20 protein-coding genes are annotated in these 23,928 nt (G+C 73.7%); 8 read left to right on the top strand and 12 right to left on the bottom strand.

The genetic code is table 11. From position 1 onward, the window contains the following. Window positions 1-215: 215 nt before the first annotated feature. Window positions 216-1,652, top strand: a complete 1,437-nt coding sequence (locus tag ACY0MR_RS06230; protein WP_473559668.1) for a WGR domain-containing protein — start codon at window positions 216-218, stop codon at window positions 1,650-1,652. After that, window positions 1,649-2,128 (top strand): hypothetical protein, encoded by a 480-nt coding sequence (locus tag ACY0MR_RS06225; protein WP_404078296.1) that lies wholly within the window; start codon window positions 1,649-1,651, stop codon window positions 2,126-2,128. Before ACY0MR_RS06230 ends, ACY0MR_RS06225 begins: the two co-directional genes overlap by 4 nt. A gap of 55 nt (window positions 2,129-2,183) precedes the next feature. Here ACY0MR_RS06225 and ACY0MR_RS06220 read toward each other — a convergent pair whose 3' ends face one another. From ACY0MR_RS06220 to ACY0MR_RS06210, 3 genes are all read right to left on the bottom strand, one after another. Further along, a complete protein-coding gene (locus ACY0MR_RS06220) occupies window positions 2,184-2,606 on the bottom strand; it encodes a DUF350 domain-containing protein (RefSeq protein ID WP_361851732.1) in 423 nt (140 codons plus the stop codon). Window positions 2,607-2,750: 144 nt separating this feature from the next. After that, window positions 2,751-3,353, bottom strand: a complete 603-nt coding sequence (locus ACY0MR_RS06215) for an HdeD family acid-resistance protein (protein ID WP_451059269.1) — start codon at window positions 3,351-3,353, stop codon at window positions 2,751-2,753. Between the two features lie 249 nt (window positions 3,354-3,602). Then, window positions 3,603-4,991: a dipeptidase gene (locus tag ACY0MR_RS06210; RefSeq protein WP_451059268.1), complete on the bottom strand. Its 1,389-nt coding sequence runs from the start codon at window positions 4,989-4,991 to the stop codon at window positions 3,603-3,605. 211 nt (window positions 4,992-5,202) lie between these two features. Between ACY0MR_RS06210 and ACY0MR_RS06205 the strand changes: the two genes are divergently transcribed. Continuing rightward, on the top strand, window positions 5,203-5,760 hold the full coding sequence (locus ACY0MR_RS06205; RefSeq protein ID WP_388795363.1) for a DoxX family protein: 558 nt from the start codon (window positions 5,203-5,205) through the stop codon (window positions 5,758-5,760). Between the two features lie 82 nt (window positions 5,761-5,842). Further along, a complete protein-coding gene (gene opcA / locus ACY0MR_RS06200) occupies window positions 5,843-6,799 on the top strand; it encodes a glucose-6-phosphate dehydrogenase assembly protein OpcA (protein WP_473559664.1) in 957 nt (318 codons plus the stop codon). Between the two features lie 48 nt (window positions 6,800-6,847). On the opposite strand, the gene ACY0MR_RS06195 is transcribed toward opcA, so the two are convergent. Continuing rightward, window positions 6,848-7,933, bottom strand: a complete 1,086-nt coding sequence (locus ACY0MR_RS06195; protein ID WP_451059266.1) for a cytochrome P450 family protein — start codon at window positions 7,931-7,933, stop codon at window positions 6,848-6,850. 396 nt (window positions 7,934-8,329) lie between these two features. Here ACY0MR_RS06195 and ACY0MR_RS06190 point away from each other — a divergent pair, with 396 nt between their 5' ends. Continuing rightward, window positions 8,330-9,502: a cytochrome P450 gene (locus ACY0MR_RS06190; RefSeq protein WP_392863974.1), complete on the top strand. Its 1,173-nt coding sequence runs from the start codon at window positions 8,330-8,332 to the stop codon at window positions 9,500-9,502. A 139-nt stretch (window positions 9,503-9,641) separates the two neighbouring features. Here ACY0MR_RS06190 and ACY0MR_RS06185 read toward each other — a convergent pair whose 3' ends face one another. Together ACY0MR_RS06185 and surE are read right to left on the bottom strand one after the other, a co-directional pair. Then, window positions 9,642-10,124, bottom strand: coding sequence for a hypothetical protein (locus ACY0MR_RS06185; protein ID WP_392863973.1), 483 nt, complete (start codon window positions 10,122-10,124; stop codon window positions 9,642-9,644). 184 nt (window positions 10,125-10,308) lie between these two features. Beyond that, window positions 10,309-11,217, bottom strand: coding sequence for a 5'/3'-nucleotidase SurE (gene surE, locus ACY0MR_RS06180; RefSeq protein ID WP_404078314.1), 909 nt, complete (start codon window positions 11,215-11,217; stop codon window positions 10,309-10,311). A 375-nt stretch (window positions 11,218-11,592) separates the two neighbouring features. Between surE and ACY0MR_RS06175 the strand changes: the two genes are divergently transcribed. Further along, window positions 11,593-13,323: a right-handed parallel beta-helix repeat-containing protein gene (locus ACY0MR_RS06175; RefSeq protein ID WP_473559661.1), complete on the top strand. Its 1,731-nt coding sequence runs from the start codon at window positions 11,593-11,595 to the stop codon at window positions 13,321-13,323. A gap of 514 nt (window positions 13,324-13,837) precedes the next feature. Here the strand turns inward: ACY0MR_RS06175 and ACY0MR_RS06170 are convergent. The 5 genes from ACY0MR_RS06170 to ACY0MR_RS06150 all read right to left on the bottom strand — a co-directional run bounded on the left by ACY0MR_RS06170 (window position 13,838) and on the right by ACY0MR_RS06150 (window position 20,681). Next, window positions 13,838-15,250 (bottom strand): UDP-glucose dehydrogenase family protein, encoded by a 1,413-nt coding sequence (locus tag ACY0MR_RS06170; protein WP_473559659.1) that lies wholly within the window; start codon window positions 15,248-15,250, stop codon window positions 13,838-13,840. Between the two features lie 64 nt (window positions 15,251-15,314). Continuing rightward, window positions 15,315-16,337, bottom strand: a complete 1,023-nt coding sequence (gene galE, locus ACY0MR_RS06165) for a UDP-glucose 4-epimerase GalE (RefSeq protein WP_473559657.1) — start codon at window positions 16,335-16,337, stop codon at window positions 15,315-15,317. Between the two features lie 36 nt (window positions 16,338-16,373). Beyond that, window positions 16,374-18,263 (bottom strand): glycosyltransferase family 2 protein, encoded by a 1,890-nt coding sequence (locus ACY0MR_RS06160; protein ID WP_404078322.1) that lies wholly within the window; start codon window positions 18,261-18,263, stop codon window positions 16,374-16,376. 139 nt (window positions 18,264-18,402) lie between these two features. Then, window positions 18,403-19,500: a UDP-glucuronic acid decarboxylase family protein gene (locus ACY0MR_RS06155; protein WP_473559655.1), complete on the bottom strand. Its 1,098-nt coding sequence runs from the start codon at window positions 19,498-19,500 to the stop codon at window positions 18,403-18,405. Window positions 19,501-19,814: 314 nt separating this feature from the next. Continuing rightward, window positions 19,815-20,681 carry a glycoside hydrolase family 26 protein gene (locus ACY0MR_RS06150; RefSeq protein WP_473559653.1) on the bottom strand — a complete coding sequence of 289 codons (867 nt, stop codon included), beginning with the start codon at window positions 20,679-20,681 and terminating at the stop codon, window positions 19,815-19,817. A gap of 302 nt (window positions 20,682-20,983) precedes the next feature. On the opposite strand from ACY0MR_RS06150, the gene ACY0MR_RS06145 reads away from it, so the two are divergent. Further along, window positions 20,984-22,399 (top strand): hypothetical protein, encoded by a 1,416-nt coding sequence (locus ACY0MR_RS06145; RefSeq protein WP_473559651.1) that lies wholly within the window; start codon window positions 20,984-20,986, stop codon window positions 22,397-22,399. Between the two features lie 18 nt (window positions 22,400-22,417). Continuing rightward, complete coding sequence (locus tag ACY0MR_RS06140; protein WP_361855722.1) at window positions 22,418-22,621, top strand: EF-hand domain-containing protein; 204 nt, start codon at window positions 22,418-22,420, stop codon at window positions 22,619-22,621. Window positions 22,622-22,923: 302 nt separating this feature from the next. Here ACY0MR_RS06140 and ACY0MR_RS06135 read toward each other — a convergent pair whose 3' ends face one another. Beyond that, the gene (locus ACY0MR_RS06135; RefSeq protein WP_473559649.1) at window positions 22,924-23,928 is read right to left on the bottom strand and encodes a hypothetical protein; all 1,005 of its coding nucleotides are present in this window, start codon (window positions 23,926-23,928) and stop codon (window positions 22,924-22,926) included.

Raw genomic sequence — 23,928 nt, 5'->3', positions numbered from 1 at the left:
GACGCCGACCCTGCCACCACCGGGCCCCGCCCGTACCGGAAACCGGGCAGGCGGCCCCACGCGCGCATCGCCGCGGCCCGGCCGTGCCCGGGCCGCCCCGCGGGTCCGCCCGCCCCGAAGCCCCCTGGGCGCGCCCCTTCCTGACGGAGGGACCACAGGCCCCGGCCACGGCCTCACCGGGGCTGTTGTCAGTGGCTGCGCCTACCGTTCTCCTCATGACGACGACGACCTATCTGGAGCTGTCGCAGGACGACGGCGGCGCCCACAAGTTCTACGAAGTGACCGTGGACGACCTGACGGTGTCGGTCCGCTACGGCCGCATCGGTGCCACGGGCCAGAAGCAGACCTCCACCTTCCCGACGGTGACGAAGGCGCAGGCGGCCGCGGCGAAGAAGATAGGGGAGAAGGTCCGCAAGGGGTACGCCCCGGCGGTCCGCGGGGAGCGCGCGGCCCGTGCCGTGACGCGCCGCGCCGTGGCCTCCGCGCCCTCCACCGCGCGCGCCGTCGCCCCCGTGCTCTGGCGCTTCCGGACCGGATCGGCCGCCTTCGGCATCCACGTGGACGAGGAGCGCTGCTGGGTCGGCAACCAGGCGGGCGACGTCTTCACGCTCGACCGCTCCGGCGAGGTCCAGGCCCGGTTCAGCCTGCCCGACGGCGTCAAGTGCCTGGTCGCCGACGACTTCTGGATCTACGCCGGCTGCGACGACGGCAAGGTGTACGACCTGTCGTCGAAGCTGCCCTTCGCCGCGTACGACATCGCCACCGACGTCGACATCTTCTGGCTCGACATCCACGAGGGCGTCCTGCACGTCGCCGACCGCTCGGGCCGGCTCACGGTCATCGACCACGAGGACGAGCACCAGTGGGCGCGCGGCGGACAGGGCGAGCACGCCTGGATGGTCCGCGCCGACGGGGACGCCGTCTACTACGGGGACACGCGCGGCGTCGCCGCCCACGCGCCGGACGGCGGCGGCGAGCTGTGGCACACGGCCACCGACGGCGGGGTGCTCTTCGGCTGGCAGGAGGACACCGCGGTCTACGCGGGCACGGCCCGTAAGAAGGTCCAGCGCCTCGCGAAGAAGGACGGGCGCGTGGAGGCGGTCTACGCCTGCGACAGCCCCGTGTACTCCTGCGCCACCTCGCCCGGCGGCCGGTTCGTCTTCGCGGCCGACTCCGCCTCCTCCGTCTACTGCTTCGCCGAGGACGGCACCCGGCTGTGGAAGCTCGGCACCGGGGGCGGCTCCGCGCTCTCCATGCAGTACCGCGACGAGCGCCTCTACCTGGTCACGACGGACGGCTCGCTGGTCTGCGTGGACGCGAGCGAGGCCGCGATCCAGGCCGCCCAGGGAGGCACCGTCCCGGTCGCGCGGGACATCAAGCTCGCCGCGGCCATGCCGGTGTACGAACCGGCCACGACCGCCACGGCCGTCACGTCCGTCAGCGTCGCCCCGGCCGGTTCGGTGGTCGTGGAGTGCGTGAACGAATCGGGCAGGACCCGGGTCCGGGTGCTCTCCGAGGGCTACGACTCCGCGTGGAACGTGCAGTTCCCGCGTGCGATCCGGGAGCCTGGCGCGCGGTACGTGGTCGACGCCCTGCACGCGGCGGCGGGAGGCTTCTACCGGGTCCGCGGTGACATCCGGCGGCTCCGGTGACGACGGGGCACGGGGGCGGCACGTTCGAGGCGGCCACGGGGGACGGGCCGCCGCTGCCACCGGCGGACGCCGAGCAGCGGTCCCGGGACGTCCGGGCCGCCCTCGACGGGCTGCTCCAGATCAGACGGCTGACCCACCGCCAGGGCGGCGGCGACCCGAAGGCCGTCCCCGCGGACTGGGAGCGCCGGCAGCCGGTCCGGGCCGTGGCGCTCGCCCTGGAGTCGGGCTCCCTCAGCCCCTCCGCCGTGGACGGCGCCGGGCTCCGGACCGCCACCGGCTACCGCGTCAGGCCGGCGGACCGGCCGGGGGCCGTGGTGGTCGAATGGCTGGGCCCGGCGGGCTCGGGCGCGGCCCTGGAGGAGGCGACGGCCCTCGGCGGCTGCGTACCGGTGCTGGAGCGGCTCGGCTGGGAGGCCCTCCTCTACAAGGGGCCGCGCGGACGCCGTTACCTGGAGGTGGAGCCGTTGCCGGGCTGAGCCGACCGGGACCGGCGGGGCGTGCGGCGCCGGGTGCCCGGCCGTGCCCCGGGGTTCAGGCGATCGAGGCGGAGACGATCGCCGAGACCGCGATGTTGCAGGAGGCCGTCACCCAGACCGCCGGGTGCGGCTCGGGGTCGACCAGGGTGGCGCCCAGCTTGCCCGGCGTCACCAGGTCCACGACGAGGAACGCCACGGCCATCATCACGAGGCCGAGCAGGCCGAACGCGGCCGTCGACACGAGGCCCTTGCCGAAGTTCTCGTACGTCGTCCAGATCGAGGTGAAGACGATGCCGCCGATGCCCAGCAGCGCGGAGCTGAGCAGGATCGCGGCGTTGCGGTTGCGGTCCTCCCAGATCTGCCGGCGGAGCTTGCCCGGGGTCAGCACGTCCACGAGGACTATGCCGAGGATCAGCAGGACCACGCCGAGGGCGCCGTAGGCGCCGGCCCGGCCGAGGCCGTTGACGATGTCGCTCATGGTGTGCCGGTCTCCGGGGGATCGCGATCACGGGGGATCGGTGGTCAAGGACCGGCAAAATGTAGCGCACGCGTCAACGCGGGCCGCCGTCCGCCCGTGAATCCGGGCGGACGGCGAGGGAGTCGGCGGGCGGCGCGGACGCCGTCAGACCCCTGGCGGCAGGTCCTTTGCGCGCGCCCGCACCTGGAACGCGGTGACGATCTCGACCGCGCCGACGGCCAGCAGCCAGATGCCGCCCAGGACCATCAGCACCGCGGCCGACTCCAGCGGGGAGACGATGAGGACCACACCGGCGAGCGCGTTCACGATGCCGAGGAAGACGTGCCAGCCGCGCGCCGGCATCGTGGGGTCGGAGGCCGCCGCGATGGTCTCGGTGATGCCGCGGAAGAGCCAGCCGATCCCGATCCAGAGCGCCAGCAGCAGGATCGACTGCGTCGCACCCCGGAAGCACAGCAGGCCCAGCAGGATCGACAGGGCGCCGCTGATGAAGGCCATGACGCGCAGGGCCGTCGTGGTGTGGGTCCCGAAGGCGGCGACCAGCTGCATGACACCGCTGCACAGCAGGAAGAGGCCGAAGAGCAGCCCTGCCACGAACAGCGAGGCGTCCGGCCAGACCAGCACGATGACGCCGAGGACGAGCGAGGCGACGCCGGCGAAGAGGAGCGCCTGCCAGGCGGCGCCCGCGAGCGCGCTCAGCGGGCCGGGTGGTACGTCGTGGTGCCGCGGGCCGTCGTGAGTCTGTGTCATGGACGGTTCCCGTCCTTCCGTGGAGAGAGGGGCAGAGTCGGGATCGTGCGGAACGGCCGGGGGTGGTACGCCGGATGGACCGGGTCGGGGACGGCTCCGGGACGAGCTCCTCGCGGCCGATGCGGGCGCCCGACTTGTAGACGGAGACGGAGACGGAGACGGAGACGGAGACGGAGACGGAGACGGAGACGGAGACGGAGACGGTGCTGGCGGTGCGCTCGGCCCGCGGGCGGGTGCCGCCCCGGCGGGTCACCCGTGCGGTACCCGCGACCGGGCGTAGCCGCGGAGGAAGAGCGCCTCGGCGAGCGCCATGTGCTCGATCTCGGAGGGGTCCACGCTCTCGTTCGGCGCGTGGATGAGGCAGCCGGGCTCCTCGACCCCGATCAGGGCGATCTCGGCGGTGGGGAACTGCGCGGCGAGCACATTGCAGAGGGGGATCGATCCGCCCTGCCCCGACTGGACCATGTCCTTGCCGTACGCCTCCCGGAGCGCCTTCCCGAGGGCCTCGTAGGCGGGGCCGTCCGTGCGCGCCCGGAACGCCTGGCCGCCGCTCTCCGCCTCCACCTCCACCCGGGCGCCCCAGGGGGCGGCCGAGGTCAGATGCGCGGCGAGGGCGCGCTGCGCGTCGTCGGCGTCCACCCCCGGCGGGATCCGCAGGCTGACCCGGGCACTCACCTTCGCCTGCACGGCGGCCGAGGAGCCGACCACCGGCGGGCAGTCGATGCCGAGCACGGTGACCGCGGGCCGCGCCCAGAGTTCCTCGGCGACCGACCCCGTACCGACCAGGGACACTCCGTCGAGGACGCCGACATCGGCGCGGAACTGCTCGGCCGGGTAGTCCACCCCGTCCCAGACCCCGTCTCCCGGCAACCCCTCGACGGCGGTGTTCCCGTGCTCGTCGCGGAGGCTGTCGAGCATCCGGATCAGCGCGGCCAGCGCGTCGGGCGCGGGCCCGCCGAACATGCCGGAGTGCATCGCGCCCTTGAGCGTGGAGACGGTGACGACGACGTTGGCGAGGCCGCGCAGCGAGGTGGTCGTGGTGGGCAGCCCGCGCGCGAAGTTGCCGGTGTCGCAGATCAACAGGGTGTCGGCGGCGAAGAGGTCCGGCTGGAGCGGGACGAGCTGCTCCAGCCCGCCGGTGCCCTGCTCCTCGGAGCCCTCCGCCACGAACTTGAGGTGCACCGGGAACTCCCCGCCCTCCGGACCGCCAAGCGCGCGCAGGGCCGTGAGGTGCATGGCGATGTTCCCCTTGCAGTCGGCCGAGCCGCGGCCGTACCAGCGCCCGTCGCGCTCGGTGAGCTCGAAGGGCGGGGTCTCCCACGCCGCGTCGTCCAGCGGCGGCTGGACGTCGTAGTGGCAGTACAGGAGCACCGTGGGCGCGCCCTCGGGTCCCGGCGCGTGCCCCACGACCGCGTCCGTGCCGTCGGGGGTCGTCACCCGGCGCATGTCCCGGAGCCCCGCCTCCGTGAAGGCCCGGACGAGGAAGTCGGCGGTCCTCGCGCACTCCTCCGGCGGGAACTGGCGGGGGTCGGCGACCGATCGCATGGCCACGAGGGCGGCCAGGTCCTCCTTCGCCCGGGGCATCAGCGCCCGGACCCTCTCCCGCAGGGCTGCGGTCCCGGTGGACTCGGTGGTCATGCGTACCCACTTCCCTCGGGCCGTGGCGGGGCGCGGCTCACGGCCCCGGGACGGCGACGGCCCTCCCAGACAAGCACCGGGGGACAACTGCCGCAAAAGGTGACTCGAACGGAGTATCCGCCCGGGGGCCCGGGCGGCGCGCGCCGAGCAGGGCGACGACAGTGGACCGCGTATCCCTCCACCCCCTCTTCTCCCGCACCTGGAGCACGCCATGGGCCACCCCAACCGACGCGACCTCGGACTCCTCGTGCTGCGGGTCGGCACCGGAGCCGTACTCGCCGCGCACGGCACCCAGAAGCTCTTCGGCTGGTTCGGCGGCGGCGGTATCGACGGCACCACCAAGGCCATGGAGGCCATGGGCTTCCACCCGGGCCGGGAGAGCGCCGTCGCCGCCGGTCTCGGCGAGGCCGGCGGCGGGGCCCTGCTCGCCCTCGGACTCGCCACGCCGGCCGCCGGGGCCGCGGCCGCCGGAGCGATGACCGGCGCCGTCGCCGTCCACGCCCCGGCCGGCTTCTTCGCCCAGGGCGGCGGCTACGAGTACCCGGCGTTCCTGGGCTTCGTCGCCGCCGCGATCGGCGTCACCGGCGCCGGCCGCTACTCCCTCGACCACGCCACCGGCCATGTCCTCGACCGCCGCTGGGTGGTGGCCACCGCCTTCCTCGGCACGGCGATCGCGGCCGCCGCCGTGGTCAACCGGCGGGCCGACGACCAGGCCGCGGCCCGGGCGGCCGCGGAGGAGGCGACGGAGACGGAGTCGGGATCCGCGTGAGGCGGCCCGGAGCAGGGGGCCCGCACGCGTCCGTCGTGCGGGAGCGTTAGGCTCGCCGCAGAGGAAGGGACGGTCGCCGCGCATGAAGATCGATCTGACGGACACCAACTCCAGCAAGATCAACAAGGCGATCCTGGAAGGCCGCCGGGCCGTCGGCACACCCGCCGCCGGTGTCGTGCTCACCCTCGTCGTCGTCACCGACGAGGAGAACGCCTACGACGCGGTCAAGGCCGCCAACGACGCCTCGCGGGAGCACCCCTCCCGCATCCTGGTGGTGATCAAGCGTCACGCCCGCTCGCCCCGCGGGCGCCACGAGACCCGGCTCGACGCCGAGGTCCGGCTCGGCACGGACGCCGGTTCGGGCGAGACGGTCCTGCTCCGGCTCCACGGCGAACTCGGCGACCGCGCCGACTCCGTGGTCCTGCCGCTGCTCCTGCCGGACGCGCCCGTCGTCGTCTGGTGGCCCGTCGACGCCCCCGAGGTGCCGTCCCGCGACCCGCTGGGCTCCCTCGCCCAGCGCCGCATCACCGACATGTACGCGGTCGAGGACCCCCTCGCCGCCCTGGAGAAGCGGGCCGCCTCGTACGCGCCCGGTGACACCGACCTCGCCTGGACCCGGCTCACCCCCTGGCGGTCGATGCTGGCGGCCGCGCTCGACCAGGCGCCGGTGACCATCACCTCGGCGGCCGTCGAGAGCGAGGCGGAGAACCCGAGCGCCGAACTCCTCGCGCGCTGGTTCGAGGTCCGCCTCGGCGTCCCCGTCGACCGGATCGTCACCGACGGGCCCGTCGTCACGGCCGTCCGCATGGGCACCGCGGGCGGTGAGATCCGCATCGACCGGCCCGAGGGCCCGGTCGCCCGGCTCGCCATTCCCGGCCAGCCCAGCCGGGTCCTGGCCCTGAAGGTCCGGACGACGGCCGAGCTGATCGCCGAGGAACTGCGCCGCCTCGACCCGGACGACGCCTACGCGGCGGCCCTGCGCGGCCCCGACGGAGCCCCCCGCCCGGCCGCCGAGCGTCGGTCGGGGAGCCGGGGCTGAGCGGCGCGCCCGACGTCTCCGTTCGTCCCGCCCCGCCGATCGGGCCGCTCAGGCCTCGGGCGTGAACGCGACGGGCAGGGTCGCCATGCCGCGCAGGATGCCCTCGCGCCGGCTCAGATCCGCGTCGGGGTCGGCGAGCCGCAGGTCGGGGAGGCGGCGCAGCAGCGTGCCGAGGGCGATCCGCGCCTCCACGCGGGCCAGCGGTGCGCCCAGACAGAAGTGCACGCCATGGCCGAAAGCGAGCTGTTGCGGGACCTCGCGGCGTGCGACGTCGAGGATGTCGGGACGGTCGTGGCGCGCGGGGTCGCGATTGGCCGCGGCGAGCCCGATGATGATCATCTCGCCCGCCGGGACGGTGACCCCGCCGATCTCGTAGGCGTCGGTGGTGAAGCGGGCGACGCCGCGGCTCACCGGCCCCTCGTAGCGCAGGAGTTCCTCGATGGCGCCCGGCAGCAGCGCGGGGTCGTCGCGGAGCGCGGCGAACTGGTCCGGGTGGCGCAGCAGCGCGTGGACGCCGTTGGCGATGAGGCTCGCCGTCGTCTCGTGTCCGGCCAGGGTGAGGAGGATCGCCATGGCCGTCAGTTCGCGGTCGCTGATCCGCTCCTCGGCCTGCGCGGCGCAGAGCGCGCTCAGCAGGTCGTCCTTCGGGTCGGCCTTGCGCTGTGCGATCAACGGCTCGAAGAACTCCGTGAGTTCGGCGCGCGCTCGGGCACCCTTGGCGAGACGTTCGGGAGTGTTCGGCGGCATGATCAGACCGACGGCGAGACGGGCGAAGTCGGGCTGCCCCTCGGCGGGGATGCCGATGAGCTCGCTGAGGACGGCCATGGGGAGCGGCAGCGCGAACTCGGAGACGAGGTCGGCGGTTCCGCGGGCGGCGAAGGCGTCGATGAAGGCGTCGGTGTGCGCCTGGACGCGGGGTGCCAGCTGCTCCACGCGGCGGAAGGTGAAGGCCTTCGAGACCAGGTTGCGCAGCCGGGTGTGGTCCTCGCCGTCGGCGACGAGCATGCTGGCCATCAGCACGTTGGTGCGCTCCTGGTGGGCCATCTCCTCCTCCAGGCCGGTGACCCCGACGGGGCTGCTGCTGAGCCGCGTGTCGGTCAGCGCGGCCACGGCCTCGTCGTAACCGGTGACCATCCAGACTTCAAGGGTGGGATTCAGCCGGACACGCTGGACGACGCCGTGCTCACGGATGCGCTCGAAGAGCGGGTAGGGGTTGGGCTGTTGCGCAACGTTAACCGGGACATCGTGAACGATTGTCTGCTCTTGACCGGTCATCTTCCGTAACTCCCCGATGATTTGTGAAAGATCTCTGGCAAGTAGTCATACCAGCCACCCCAGTTGCGTGGTAGCGTCACCGGCGCTCGGCTCGGATCGATGTTCGGAGAAGGACCGGCGAACCGCCGGTGACAGATCAGCGAGGCGCCCCGCCCACCGGTGACCGGCGCCCCGTACCGCACGACTCGGTAGCAGCCAAGGCCTCAACCAGGCCCGATGCGCAGGGGGATGTGTTTCGTGGAGCAAGCGGCAGCCGTGGACCCGATTCTGGATCTGGCCCGCCCGTCGGTCCTGCGGAACCCCTACCCCGCGTACGCCCGGATGCGCGAGACCTCTCCCGTCCTCTGGCACGAACTGCTCGGCTCCTGGGTCCTGACCCGGCACGCCGACTGCCTCGCGGTGCTCACCGACAGCAACGGGTTCGCCTCCGACTGGCGGCGTGCGGGGGAGGAGATCCCCGCCCCGCTGCTCAGCGTGCAGACCCTCGATCCGCCGGAGCACACCGCCGTCCGGCACCTGCTGCTCGACGGATTCCGGGCACAGGACCGCCAGGCCCTGCACGACGACCTGGAAGGCCGGATCACCGACCTGCTGGCGGAGTCGGCCCGACGCCCCTCCTTCGATCTCGTCGGCGACCTCGCCGAGCCGATCGCCCTCCGCTTCGTGACCGCGTTCCTCGGTGTGCCGGCCCCCGAGCTGGACTGGTTCGTGCCCATGTCCCGTACCGTCGTCGACGGCATGGACGCAGGCCTCTGGCCGGAGAAGCACGAACCGGCCGTCGCGGCCCGCGCCCGGCTCGCCGAGTACGCGGGCGGCTGGCTGGCCGACCCGCCCAAGGAGGGGCTCATCGCGTACGTCGCCGCGCACGCGGCGGAGAGCGGCGTCGCAGAAACGGTTCTGCGCAACAGTCTGCGGGCCGTCCTCCACGCCGGCTACGAATCCGCGTCCCGGCTCCTCGGCAACGCGGCGGCCGCGCTCCTCACCACCCCCGGCGCGCTCGACGCGTTCCGGGCCGCCCCGGCGACGGCCGTGGACGAACTCATCCGGTACGACGCACCGGTCCAGGCGGACGCCCGGGTCTGCGTCACCGACACCGAACTGGGCGGCGTCGCGATGAAGGCGGGTGATCCGGTCACGCTCTTCCTGGGCGCGGCCAACCACGACCCGCTCCGCTTCGCCCACCCCGCAGAGCTGCGACTCGACCGCGCCCCGAACCCGCACCTCGGGTTCGGCCGCGGGGCCCATGCCTGTCTGGGCGCGTCCATGGCGATCCGGCTCACCGGATCGGTCCTGGGCGCCCTGGCGAGGGAGTACCCCCAGGCGCGGCCGGTCGCGGAACCGGAACACCGGCGCAATCTGACCCTGCGCGGTCTCGACCGCTTCGAGGTCACCCTGCGTCCAGACACGGGGGAGGAGGTACGACCATGAAGTACTGGCACTGAGCCCAGTGAGCGCGGTGCCGTCCGGGGGACGGGCACTACGCCGGTGCACGACACCCGTGCGCCCCGCCGGAGCCCGAGCCCGCTGCACGGCTCGGGCTCCGGCCCTTCCCGGCAGCCGTGCCCGGCTACCGGTCGACGGCCGGCGGGATCCGCGCGTCGTCGACGAGCAGGCCCAGCGCCCCGTCCTCGGGACACCGGAGGCCGACCCGGAGGCGCCGGAAGCGCGCCCCCGGCCCGAGCGTGTACGCGGCGGCCACCTGGAACAGCTCGTGGCCCGCGGGACAGCCGACCATGCCGGCGGCCGCGCCGGCACGCGCTGCGCCGGGCGGCCGGAGCTCCCGCGCCACCGGGCCCCCGCCGCCCTCCACGTCCTCGACGAGCACGTCGAGGGGCAGGCAGCACCCCTCGCAGAAGCACTCGTCCACCACGACCTCGAACCGGTCCCACCGGCAGTACGGACAGGCGAGCGGCCCGGTCACGACGAGCGCCCCGTCCTCCTCCCCGGCACCGACGCCGCCGAGCAACCGCCGCAGTTCCTCGCTCCCGTCGACGCCGTCACCCACCGGCCCCTGGCTCCATGCCCCCATGTTCTCCACGTCGGAGATCATTCCACTGCCGCACCGGGACGGAACGGACGGGGAGGCGCTACCGGGACCGGCGACGAGGAGGGGCCGCCCAGCAGGACGGCCCTGGGACGGGAGCGACGACCGGACTCGCCTGCTGCCGGCCCGTGCCCGCCGGCCCGTGCCCGCCGTCCCGTGCCCGCCGGGTGGTCCGGTTGTGGCGGTGGGGTCACGGGCGCAGGCCGGCCACGAGGAGGGCGATCCTCGTCGCGTCCGCCGTGTCCGTGTTCCAGTCGGGGGAGATCGGGGCGATGGACACCCTGTCCGCCGTGACCGCCTCCGCGTCGCCGCCCCTCCGGTTCGGCGCCGGGGCCAGGGCGACGCCGACCTTCCACGTGCCGTCGCCCGCGTCCGTGTACGTCGCCGCCAGCACGGGCTGAGGGTCCTGGCTGGTGACGGCGGCGCCCCGGGCCGTGCCCCGGCCGTCCGCACCCACCACCGGGTGGTTCACGTTCAGGCCCACGCCCGCCGGGAGGAGCCGGCCGTTCCCGGCCCGCGCCCGCAGCCGGTCGATGAGCTTGACGGTGAAGTCGTTGGTGGGACGCATGGCGTTGAGGATCTGCTCGGGTACCGGGACGGCCAACTCGCCGGTGCTCACGGCGATGGCCGGCACGCCGCGCTCCAGGGCGGCGATCGCGCCGCCGACCGTGCCCGAATGGGTCGCCAGGGCCGCCACGTTGGGCCCGAAGTTCGTACCGGACACCACCAGGTCCGGGGCGCGGTCCCGGAAGACCGCGGCGAGACCGAAGGACACGGAGTCGCCGGGCGTGCCCTCCACGGCCCACACCCGCGGCTCGGGGTGCTCGACCCTGACGGTGCCTCCGCTCGTCAGCCTCGTCCCGGCCCCGCTCTGGTCGGTCAGCGGGGCGACGACGGTGACCTCGTGCCCCGCGGCCGTCAGCCGCTGGAACAGCATGCGCAGGCCCGGCGCGGCGTAGCCGTCGTCGTTGGTCAGCAGGATGCGCAGCGGCCGGGCCGCGTCGCCCGCGCCGGGAGCGGCTCCGGCCGAGGCCGTGCCGGTCAGTGCGGGGGTGCAGAGCAGCAGGGCGGCCAGGGGGAGAACACGCGTGCGTCTCATGAGAGGGCTCCTTCGGGGAACGGCGTACGGGCGCGAAGGGGTGGAACCGGCCTGTGGTTCCAGGGGTCCATCCGGTGTGGTTACACGTGTAACACGCCGTCTGTGGCGGCGTAAACACCTCTGTCGCACATCCGTCGCGGCCGACCCGGCGCCGTCACGGACCGGCGCCCGGTCGCCCGCGCCGCCGCAGGCCGTCGCCCGCCCGCCCGGATCGCCACGGCCCGCCCCGCGCCCCCGAGGCCGCGCCGGGTCGCGTACGGAGCCGTGCGGATGACCCGTATACCGCACCGCCGTCGGCGTTTCGCGCCCGTCCTTCCCGGTGGCCTATGACCCAATATGGGGGCATACCGTGGTGGCGCCGGCACGATCCAAGGGGTGACAGTGAGAGCGGTCAAGCGGAGCCTGACCTCGAAGACCGCCGCGGTGGCCTCGGCCACCGCGCTCCTCCTGCTGACCGGCTGCGACGTGCCGGGCGTCTACCGCCCCGCCCGCCCGGTCACCGGAGGCCCCTTCACCTTCTACGTCAGTCCCGACGGCGACGACGCCAACGACGGCCTGTCGCCGGACCGGCCCTGGCGGAACCTCGACCACGCGAACAGCGTGCGGTTCCAGCCCGGCGACCGGCTCCGCCTCCGGGGCGGCGCACGGTTCCCCGGCAGCCTGACCCTGGACAGGGGCGAGGCCGGCAGCGCCACCGAGCCCGTGATCGTCGAGTCGTACGGCACGGGCCGCGCCGTCGTCGCCCCGCGCGGCACCTCCGCGATCACCGTGCTGAACACCGCCGGGGTCGAGATCCGGAACCTCTCGCTGGTCGGCGACGGAAAGGCCCTGCGCTCGGGGGTCGGCGTCGCCTTCCGCAACACCCTGCCCGGCGGCCGGCGCCTGGAGCACGTCAGGATCACCAACGTCGAGGCCAGGGGATTCCAGAACGGCATCAGCGTCGGCGCGGACCGGTCCGTCTCGGCCGGCTTCCGCGACGTGCGGATCACCGACGTCTCGGTGCACCACAACCTCGAGTCCGGACTCGCCTTCTACGGGCCCGAGTTCGACGGCGACCGGCCCGCCTACGCCCACGACACGCTCCGGATCGAGCGCGTCAAGGCGTACGCCAACTCCGGAGACCCGCGGAGCACCGACCGGAACACCGGCAGCGGCATCGCCCTCGGCAGCGTCCGGAACGCCACGGTCGTGCGCTCGGTCGCCCACGACAACGGCGCGAAGTCGGCCGCCGACGCCGACGAGGGACCCGAGGGGGTCTGGGTGTACGACTCCGACCGCGTCGTCCTGGAGCACAACACGTCCTACCGCAACCGCACCGGCTCCCACGTGGACGGCGGCGGCTTCGGCCTCGACAACAACGTCTCCAACTCCGTCATGCAGTACAACCTCGCGCAGGGCAACGACGGGCCGGGCTTCCTCGTCTACTCGGGGAAGCCGACCGGCGCCCACAGGAACAACGTCGTCCGCTTCAACATGAGTTGGGACGACGCGAGGAAGCTGCCCGAGTACGGCGGGATCGTCGCCTACGGAACCCGGCTGAGCAACCTGGACATCTACCACAACACCGTGGTGATGCGGTCCGAGGACCTGGCCTCCGCCGCGTCCGCCGGCAACCGGCCGCCGGCGCTCCGACTGCGCGACGGCATGAGCGACGTCCGCGTGCACAGCAACATCCTCGCCACCGACGGCGGTCCGCTGATCGAGGCCGAGTCCGCCTACGACCCCTCCCGGCTCCGCGTCCAGGGCAACGACTACTACAGCACCGGAGAGTGGTCGCTGCGCTGGGGCGGGCAGCGCCACACCAACCTGGCGGGCTGGCGCGCCGCGTCCCGGCAGGAGACCGCCGACGGGGAGCCGGTCGGCACCGACGTGGACCCCTGCCTGCGGGGGCTGGCCGCGCCGGTCACCGACGGTGCCGCGGGCGCCGCGAACCTGGTGCCCGGTTGCGGGGACGCGATCCCCTTCGCCCGGGGCGCGCGCGCCTTCGGCGTCGACCCCGGCCCCGTCGACTACTTCGGCAACCGGCTCGGGGACACGCTGACGGCCGGGGCGGCGCAGATCCCGTCGGAGGCGGCGGAGGCCACCGGCCCGAACGCCACCGACTGAACCGCCCTCCCGAGGAGGACGCCTTCCGGCCGCGAGCCACGCTCCCGGCCGGATCGAGGCGGTCGGGGCATGGAACGGACCCCCAGATGCCTCCTGCCCTGTCCCCGCGAAGGGTTTCCGCGGGGACAGGGCAGGAGGAGGGCGGCCGACCGCCCCGCGGGCCAGGCCGTCTCTTCCGGATCCTGCCTGACCCACGTCGTCCGGCACCCCACCTCGCCGCGTTGTCGGGGTACCCCGTGCGTCCCGTACGCGGGTACCTCTCCGCCTTGCGATGCACGGCACCGGACGACGTGGGCCTGACCGGCAGGATCCGAAAGAGACGGCCTAGGGGGTGTCTTGCCGATCATGCCGGGCTCGCGGGGTCTGGCACGCACGCTCGCCGCGTTGTCGTCAGTCGCCAACGTCCCCCAGCTACCGCTGGGAGGTGCCCCCACCGCGTTGACTCCCTCCTCCGCCTTGCGATCGCACGCACCAGACCCCGCTCCCTGATCCGGCCTGATCGACAAGACACCCCCTAGGCCAGGGCCGTCGTGCGGTCCGGTGTCGCCGCCGGGGAGGCGATCGTGGTCCGCAGCCGGTCGTGCGGGCGGTCCGGGTCCGTGGGGCCGGTCGGCGACGGGCGGCCCAGGGCCTCGACCGTCCAGCCGGCGGCCCGCCACTGCTCGTGCGCCAGTGCGTTCCGCGCGTCGACGAGCAGCGGCTCGCGGACCACGCGCGCCAGCTTGACCGGGTCCAGTGCTCGGTACTGACCCCACTCGGTGAGGTGCAGCACCAGCTCCGCGCCCTGACACACGCCCATCAGGTCGGTGCCGTAGCGGAGTTCCGGGTGGGCCAGGTGCGCGTTCGCGGTGCCCTCCGGGTCGTGGACCCGGACCTCCGCACCCTCCCGGTGCAGCGCGGCGGCCACCGCCAGCGCGGGCGAGTCGCGTACGTCGTCGCTGTCCGGCTTGAACGTGGCGCCCAGCACGGCCACTCGACGACCCGTCAGGTCTGCGCCCGCCAGCCGGCGGGCGAGCGCGACGGTCCGCGTCCGCTGGCGCTCGTTGATCTCGTCCACCTGGTCGAGGAACGCCACCGCCGACCCGACGCCCAGCTCCTGCGCCCGGGCGGTGAACGCGCGGATGTCCTTGGGCAGGCAGCCGCCGCCGAATCCCAGGCCCGCGTTCAGGAAGCGCCGGCCGATCCGGCTGTCGTGCCCGAGCGCGTCGGCCAGGGTGACCACGTCCGCCCCGGCCGCGTCGCAGACCTCGGCCATCGCGTTGATGAACGAGATCTTCGTGGCCAGGAAGGAGTTCGCCGCGACCTTCACCAGCTCCGCCGTGTTCGGATCGGTACCGATGTACGGCACGCCCGCCGCGATCATCGGCGCGTACACCCGGCGCAGCGCGGCGTCGGCCTCGCGTCCGGTGGCGCCGACGACGAGCCGGTCCGGACGCAGGGTGTCCTCGACGGCGAAGCCCTCCCGCAGGAACTCCGGGTTCCACGCCACCTCGGCGCGCACCCCGGCCGGTGCGAGGCGGGCGACGCGGTCGGCCAGCCGGGCCGCCGTGCCGACCGGCACCGTGGACTTGCCGACGATCAGGCAGTCCGCGGTCAGATGCGGCGCGAGCCCGTCGACGACGGCGTCCACGTACCGCAGGTCCGCGGCCCGGGAGCCGGGCTGCTGCGGGGTGCCCACGCAGACGAAGTGGACCTCGCCGTGCGCCGCGGCCTCGCGCAGGCTGGTGGTGAACCGCAGGCGCCCGGAGGCGAGGGCCCGGGTCAGGACCTCGTCGAGGCCCGGCTCGTAGAACGGTGGTCGGCCTTCGGCCAGGGCGTCGATCTTCTCGGTGTCGACGTCGACACCGAGCACGTCGTGCCCGATGTCGGCCATGCACGCGGCGTGCACAGCTCCCAGGTAGCCGGTGCCGATGACGGTGAGCCGCATGCGCGGTGCTCCTGTCTCTGGGGAGGATGCGGGGAGGGTGAGGGGGAGGTCCGGCACGGCGTGCTCAGGGGGCGTAGCCGTGCGGGTTCTGCTGCTGGAAGGTCCAGGCGTCGCGGCACATCGCGGCCAGATCGCGCTGTGCCCTCCACCCCCAGGCCGCCGCGACCTTCGCGGAATCGGCCACCAGCTGCGCGACGTCGCCGGGCCGCCGCGGTGCGATCCGGTGCGGGACCGGCCGGCCGGACGCCTCCTCGAAGGCGTGGAGCAGCTCCAGCACGGACGAGCCGCGCCCGGTGCCGAGGTTGAAGACCTGGAGGCCCGGCTCGTCGTCGAGGTGGTCGAGCGCGGCCACGTGCCCCTCGGCGACGTCCATGACGTGGAGGTAGTCGCGTACGCCCGTGCCGTCGGGCGTCGCGTAGTCGTCGCCGAAGACGCTGAGCTCCTCGCGGCGGCCCACCGCGACCTGGGTGAGGAACGGCATGATGTTGTTGGGCACACCCCTCGGGTCCTCGCCGAGCAGTCCGCTGGGGTGGGCGCCCGCCGGATTGAAGTACCGCAGCGCCAGGACCCGCAGTTCGGGGACGTGCCGGCACAGGTCCGCGAGGATCCGCTCGCAGGTCCACTTGGTCGTCGCGTACGGGTTGGTGGGTGCGGTCGGGGACTCCTCGGTGAGCGGGACGACGGTGGCGTTGCCGTAGACCGAGCAGGACGACGAGAACACCAGCCGGTGCACGCCGTGGTCGTGCATCGCGGAGGCGAGCGCCGTGGTGCCGCCGACATTGATGTCGTAGTACGTGAGCGGGATCCGCACCGACTCGCCGACGGCCTTCTTCGCCGCGAAGTGGACGACCGCGTCGATCGGGTGGCCGGTGAAGACGGCGTCCAGGGCCCGGCGGTCGCGGATGTCCGCGGTGTGCACGGCGGCGATCGGACGGCCCGCGATCTTCGCGACGCGTTCCAGGGCCTCGGGGGAGCTGTTGGAGTGGTCGTCGAGGACGACCACCTCGTGACCGGACCGGAGGAGTTCGACGCAGGTGTGGCTGCCGATGAAGCCGGCGCCGCCGGTGACCAGGACGGTCGTGGGCACGGGGGACCTCGATTCTCGAATGGCCGCGAACGGCCGTCACCAGGCGTAGAAGCCGGTGAGGTACGTGGGGAAGACGGCGATGGCGAGTGCCAGGGGGATCAGGCAGAGCAGACCGGCGGTCAGCGGGACGGCCGCGGTGCGCAGCGCGCGGAACGCGGGAACCCCGGTCGCCCGGGCGGTCTCCCTCGTGTGCAGGGCGCCGACGGCGAGCGTGACGACCGCGTACGAGGCGGAGCCGAGGATGCAGAGGAAGACGTACCCGACGGCGGGGCCGGTGAACTGGCCGACGAGGGCCGCGCCCGACAGGAACAGGGTGATGACCAGGTACGGCGCGACGGTGCGCAGCGGCAGCGGCTCCAGTCCGTCGCGCTTCTTCGGCGTGACCTTGAAAGTGATCTGACGCGGCCTCACCTTCTGTGTGACGGCCGCCAGCACGCCCCAGGCGACGTACGGCCAGCGGGACAGTCCGAAGAGCCAGATCTCCCAGCTGAGGATCGGGGAGTCCGCCGGTCGCAGCAGACCGCGGCGCCGGCAGAGCAGCGTCAGCAGGATCAGCCAGACCGACATGCTCCAGAAGTGGGCCAGGAACTCCAGGTAGTTGACGTTGATCCACGGCGCTCCGGTGATCGCGGCGATGGGCGGCAGCAGGACGCCCATGACGGTGGCGACGGCGAGCAGCGGGTAGTACAGCAGGGCGGCGGCGAACCGGATCCGCAGCTTCAGCGGCATGCGTCCCAGATGGCGCGGCAGCATGCCGAGGAGCATCACGGCCAGGCTGCGAGACCACTGGAACTCCTGCGTGATCATCGCTCCGAAGGTGATCGGGCCCTCCCCGTGCGCCTCCGCGTCGATCGCGAACGCGCCCTGCCAGCCGGCCGAGGTGAGCAGGAACGTGGTGGAGAAGTCCTCGGCGAGCTCCGGGCCCAGGCCGCCGATGTCGCGGAGCGCCCGGGTGCGGACGGCGTAGTGCGATCCGATGCACACCGGGGCGAGGCCGCCCGAGTGGCCGAGCTGCACGGGGCCGTGGAACATGGCCTCGCGCTGGAGCCGGCCGCGGGCCGCCCAGGACTGGCCGGCGTTGGAGTCGCAGACACTCGGCGCCGCGACGTAGCCGACGCTCGGATCCGCGAACGGCCGGACGACCTCGGACAGGTAGTGCGGGCCGGGCACGTGGTCGCAGTCGAGCTGGGCGACCACGTCGTACCGTTCGTAGCCCCAGTGGTCGTAGAAGAAGGCGAGGTTGCCCTCCTTGCACCGGGTGCGGCGCGGCCACTCGGCGCGGTGGTAGTCGGCACGGCCGTACCGGCAGGAGACGGCGACGCCGTGCGCCCGGCACCAGGCGGTGATCTCCTCGGTGGGGTCCTCGTCGCACAGCCACACGTCGTAGGGGTACGGGAACCGCTGGTCCAGCATCGCCTCCAGGGTGGTGCGGGCGATGTCCCACCCCTCGGACGGGGCGCGGGTCACGACGAACGCCGTGCGGACCTCGGGCACCTCCACCGCCGGGTCGAAGCGCCGCATCCGGATCAGCGCGACGAGGAAGTGGACCGGCAGGTACGTCAGATAGAGCAGCAGGGCGCTGTTGACGATCAGACCGAGCAGGCCGATGCGGTGCGAGGGCTCCAGCCACCACGCCCAGAACCAGACGAGGCAGGCCGCCCAGCCGAGGGAGAGCAGCGCGACCAGGAACCGGTCGAACGGAGCGAAGGCCTTCACGAAGCTGGTGCGGCGCGGGACGAGCCCGCGGGCCGGCCGCGCCAGGACCGGGCCGTCCGGTCCGATGGAGGCCACCCGGCCGTACGAGAGGGCCTTGATCTCACGGCCCAGCCGCTCCCACTCCTCCGGGGAGCCGGGGGCGGGCGCGTCGAGCGGGGGGTCCTGGACGGGGCCGGTCCTGCCGAGGGGACTGTGCTCCAGCGACGTCATGGCAGCGGGTTCTCCAGGCGGTGCGACAGCGGGGCGCGGGGGAGGGCGTGCGGAAGGGGGAGGGGCGGCGCGGGAGGGGGAGGAGGAGGGCGACCGCCGCGGCCGGCCGGAGTCGCTCCGGCCGGCCGCGGCGGTCGGGTCAGCCGCCCGCGGCCGGCGCGCCGGGGGCGACGGCCGCCGCGCCGGCGGCGGCGAGGGCGGGACCGGGGATGGTCTGGACGGCCGGGCCGGCCGTCCCCGTGACGGCGGTCAGCGGCACGGTCTCGTGCTGGCCGCCGCGGATCGCCCTGGCCGAGGTGCGCAGCCGGTCCGGGCGGGCCGCGAAGTACTCCACGGTGCGGCGCAGCCCCTCGGTGATGTCGACCTCCGGCTCCCAGCCCAGGATCTCGCGGGCGCGGTCGATGACCGGGCGGCGGCGGACCGGGTCGTCCACCGGCAGGGGGTGGTGCCTCACCTCGGAGGCGGAACCGGTCATCGCGAGCACCAGCTCGGCCAGCTCGGCCACGGTGCGCTCGACGGGGTTCCCCAGGTTGAACGGCCCCATCTCGGTGGAGTCCAGGAGTGCGAGCAGGCCGCGGACCAGGTCGTCGACGTAGCAGAAGCTGCGGGTCTGGGTGCCGTCGCCGTACAGGGTGAGCGGCTCGCCGGTCAGCGCCTGGGTGATGAAGCTCGACACCACGCGGCCGTCGTGCGGCCGCATCCGCGGACCGTAGGTGTTGAAGATCCGGGCGATGCCCACGTCCACGCCGTGCGTGCGCCGGTACGCGGCCGAGACGGCCTCGGCGTAACGTTTCGCCTCGTCGTAGACGCTGCGCGGGCCGATCGAGTTGACGTTGCCCCAGTACGACTCCTCCTGCGGGTGGACCAGGGGGTCGCCGTAGATCTCGCTGGTCGAGGCGAGGATGAAGCGCGCCGTGTGGCGCTGGGCCAGCCGCAGGGCGTTCTCGGTGCCGCGGCTGCCGACCGCGAGGGTCTCCAGGGGGTGCCGCAGGTAGTCGGGCGGGGAGGCGGGGGACGCCAGGTGGGCGACGGCGTCGACGCGGCCGGAGACGTTCACGGCCTCGCTCACGTCGGCGTGCAGGAACTCGAAGGAGGGGTGGTCGAGGAGGTGGGCGATGTTCTCGGGGTCGCCCGTGGAGTAGTCGTCCAGGCACACCACCGAGTCGCCGCGCCGCAAGAGCGCCTCGCACAGATGGGACCCGAGGAATCCACCGCCACCCGTCACAGCAACGCGCATGTGTTACTCCAGGAATGGGAACCGGATCGGCTTCACGCCCCGCTGTCCGGGTGATCGCGGGGGGTGATCACCGGACGGATTGAACAGGTGAAGCCTTCTCAGAAAACGCAAAAGCGAGCATAAGGTCATAAGTTCGTATCCCTGGGAGGGCCAGTCGAGCTCTGGGCCGTTCGGCGACGGGCGCGCGGGGACGCGAGGGCGCCGCTGCCCAGTCCTCCGGGCCTCGTGGGCGGAGGACGCGTCCGCGCGGGCGTCACACGTACGTGTGAGCCGGTCGCGGGCGCGCCACGGGGTGGGGAGCCCGTGACGCGCCGTCATCCGCCCGTGGGCGCCCCGAACCGCCGTACGTACGCGGCGCGCCCCTCCGGGAACTCGGCCAGGGTCCCGCCGCCCCAGTCGTGGTCGAAGTACGCCTGGTAGTCGACGTCGCCCCACGCGAAGTACTCCGCCATGCGGTCGATGAAGTCCGCGTCGTCCCCGCCGCCGGCGAAGGCGTCCCCGCGCCGGTACAGCCCCCACTCCGAGCAGACGTTCCGCTTCCCCCGCGACCGGGTGAAGGCGACGTGCGCGTCGAGCCCCATCTCCTGGGTGCGGATCCAGGCCCAACGGTCGGCGGCGGACACATGGGGGTCGCCCCACTTCAGGTCGTACGCGTTCATGCCCAGCCGGTCGACGTACTCGTCCCCGGGGTAGTAGTCGGCGAAGCACCGCAGCCGCCGGCCCGGCTGCAGCCCGAGCGCACTCGACAGTTCGAAGGTGAAGGTTGCGCCGGGCGCCGCCCGGAACACCCCGACGACCTGGCGGAACAGGGCCGCGTAGCCGGCCGGGTCGTCCGTCGCCTGCCACGGACCGATGGCCCGGTTGTTCGGCTCCCAGCCCAGCCGGACGATCGCGTCGCCGTGTCCCGACTCCACCAGGGCCCGGGCCGCGCGGGCGTACGCCGCGTCGAACTCGCCCCGCACGCCCCGCTCGAACGCCCCGGCGCAGCCGTCGACCAGCGGCGGGATGCCGTACGCGAACATCGACCAAGGCCGCTCGTCCCGCCACCGCCGCCAGGGATCGAGCTGCTCGGCACACATCACCGCGGGATCGAAGGCCGCCCAACTCCCGTGCGGCAGATAGTCGGTGCCGACCTCCACCGGAACGCCGAGCAGTCGCTCGTGGTCCACCGCGGCGGACACGGCCCCGGCCCCGTACCCCTTGTACACGCCCAGCGCGGGACGAGCGGACCTGTCGACGGGGCACCTCCCGGCCTGCGGCGCACCGGACCGTCCGGGCGTCCTCCAGCATCCCCGGGAAGGCCGCCCCGCGGAGGCACTCCGCCGCGTGTGTCGGCCTCCGGGCAGCGGCGCACCGCGCCGGAGGCCAACCGCTGCCCCGCGGGACTCGGTTGGCCGCCGTCGGCGTGATCCGGGGAAAAGCGGAATCCGTCGTCGGCGCGGGCCGGCGGCCTTAGGGTGTGCGAGGGAAACAGGGGGAGAGAATGATCGACTACCGCAAGACCACCGTCCCGGTGTGGGCGCTCGCGACCCGTGACGTCCGGGTGGCCCCGTTCGACGGCGAGCAGCGGATGACGGCCGGGCGACTGGCGGAGCTGCGCACCGTGCTGGCCGCCCTCGCGGACGAGCCGGTCGCGACGCTCGAAGCGCACCCCCTGCCGGAGCGGCTCGACCGCGCCCGGGGCATCCCCCTCGACGCCGTGAGCCCGCTCGCGCAGCACCTCTCGCAGCTCGTCACGGCATCGGCGCGGAGCTCTTCCTCGGCGGCCACGGTGGCGGGCGAGGGGCTGTACCGGATGGTCGTCCCGGCGAAGGTCGCCGGCGCCTTCGGGCAGGGCCTCGTTCGCCCGATGGTGTCGAAGGCCGTGACCTGCGGCTTCCGAGGGCCGCTCGTCGACACCACGGGCCGCGTCGTCGCCGGTGCGACGTTCGTGCCGGTCGGGAAGGCGGCGGCCGCGGGCGCCGCGGGCGGGGCCGGGGCCACCGCCGGCGTCGCGGTCGCCGGCAGCGCGGCCCTCACCGTCGCCGCCCCCCTCGTACTCATGGCACTGGCGGTGGGGGTGAGCGCGAACGCCGACACCAAGCGCCGGGAGGCCATCGAACGCATCACGGACCTGCTGGAGCAGCTGCACGAGGACAGGCTGGAGGCCGAACACAGCGAACTCGACGGCTGCCGCGACGCCATCGACAAGGCCACCGCCATCCTCCTCGACCAGGGCAAGATCGGGGCGTCGCTGGGGCTGGACTCGGCCGTGCACGCGATCAACTCGGCGCTCGGCGCCGCCGACCGCCGGCTGGCCCGGTGGCGGAGCGCCCTCGACCGGCTGCCCGACGGCGAGGCCGTCGACATCGCCACGCTGGCCAAGCCGTTCCCCGGGATCGACGACGACGGCGGCGAGTTCCGCGCGCACCTCGAACTCGCCTCCCTCGCCATCGCGCTGAAGCAGCGGGTCAACGTCCTGCAGGCCGTCGAGCACGCCCAGAACGACCCCGGCAACCTGTTCGAGAACTTCACCCGTGCACTGAAGCGCGACCAACAGCGCCTCGACGACATGGAGTCGGGCATCGCCGAGGTCCTGCTCCGCCTGTCGGCCCTGGAACTGGCCCGCCCGCAGGGGCTGCGACCGGTCTTCACGACGGGCGAGGTCGACCGCCTGATGCGGGCGACGCACCGCATCCACCAACTGGCCGACGCGGCCCCGACGAACGGCCGCCCCTCGGACGTGGCGATCGAGATCGCCCGCGACAAGGACGGCTCGGTCGTCGTCTTCCCCGCGCTCCCCGCCGAGAACTGGGGCGGGATGGATGGCGGCCGACGGTCCCGTCCCGGGGGCACGGTCGCCGGCGGGCCGTCGACGGTGTGGCAGGGTGGTGGGCACGTGGGCCTTCGGGTCCTGTGAACGTGAGAGAGGTATGTCGTGAACGAGACCGAGCTCAGGGCGCTGTTCGACGAGATCGACAAGGACGGCGACGGGCGGATCAACATCGTCGAGCTGGCGGAGGGCTTCAAGGCCGAGGGCGCTCATGGGCACCTGGCGGACGAGGTCAGGAAGGCCATGGAGGCCGACGCGAACCACGACGGTGTCCTCGACTTCGACGAGTTCCGCACCCTGCTGAAGTAGCGTCGGGCCCGACGGCGCGAGCCCCCGCGACCGCAGCTGTGCTTCTCCGGACCGGGGGGCTCGGGCGGTGTGCCACCGCGCCGTCGGCAGCGGCGCTCCGGCCCCTGGTCCCGTCGGTGACGTCAGCGGGGCCGGCGCGGGACGTGACCGAGCGGGGCTGGTCGGCGGCGGCCGTGGAGGCCGGAGCCGACCACTCCCGTGAACGGCGAGGTATCCGACCGGGCGGCGTCTCCTGGGCTGGATCGGATGGAGGGCGACATGGCCCGACAGCTCGCCCGAGGCGTCCGGACGCCAACAGTGCGTCAGCCGGTACGCCAGCGCCGGACCGTGTCGCCGTCGAAGGTGAGCCAGGTTCCGTCGCCGAGGGGCAGCGTGCGGTCCGTCACCTCGACACCCGGCGGATACGCGACCTCGGCCCGGAGGCGCAGGTCGTCGGCGCCGAGCAGGGCGTGACGACACTCCTCCTCCCAGGGGTCCTCGCCGACCGCCACCAGGACCCGTTCCTCATCGAGGAAGCCCGGCCGCCCCATGAAGACGAGCTCCTCCGGGAGGACCGCAGCCGCTTTCGCCGTCGTCCGGCGGCGGGTCGGTGTGTCGTACCGGGTGAGCTCCTCCCCGGCGACGGCGAGCGTCAGGAAGGCGCCGGAAGGGAGGCTGCTGCCCGTGAAGGGTTCGTCGTGATCGCCGACCTGCGCGATCGCCACGTGCTCCCGCGTGGCGGTGACGATCAGGGAGTAGGCCTCCTCCTGCCCCTGGGCCGCGTTGAGGAAGACCTCCTGCGCGGCGGCCGGGCCGATCGGCTGCTGGAACTCGTACGTGCCCCAGCGTGTCGGGAGTTCCGTCGTGGCCAGGACCGTGCCGGTGGCGAGGTCCAGGTTCAGCAGCACCTCGGTCGGCTCGGTGTCGAGCGCGGGCCGGACGACCGCGAGCAGGGCGGTGCCGGTGGGGTCGGGGGTGCAGGCGCCATGGGCTCCGCTCGGCCACGCGGGGTGCGGGAAGGTCCAGCGGATGCTTCCGTCCGCCTCGTGGAGGGTGACGGAGTCGCTGCCGCTCACCGCCAGGCCGCCGCCCGGTTCCGGGGTGGCGTACACGCGGTCCGCCCCGGGCAGCCGCCAGCTGTGCCGGACGCCGAAGACCGTGCCGGTGTCCGGCGAGATCCGGCCCGCTTCGACCCGCGCTCCGTCCCGCGCCACGATCCAGTGGGCTCCGTCTCTGACGAGGAACGTGTCGAGCCGGCCCAGCGCCGAGCCGATGCCCGGCAGCTCCTGGGTGGCCGTGAGCTGGGCTGGAACGGCTTCGTACTCCAT

The organism is Streptomyces sp. JN8, assembly GCF_055808075.1.
The sequence above is the reverse complement of the archived record's forward strand: the minus strand, read 5'-3'. Positions and strand labels throughout refer to the sequence as shown.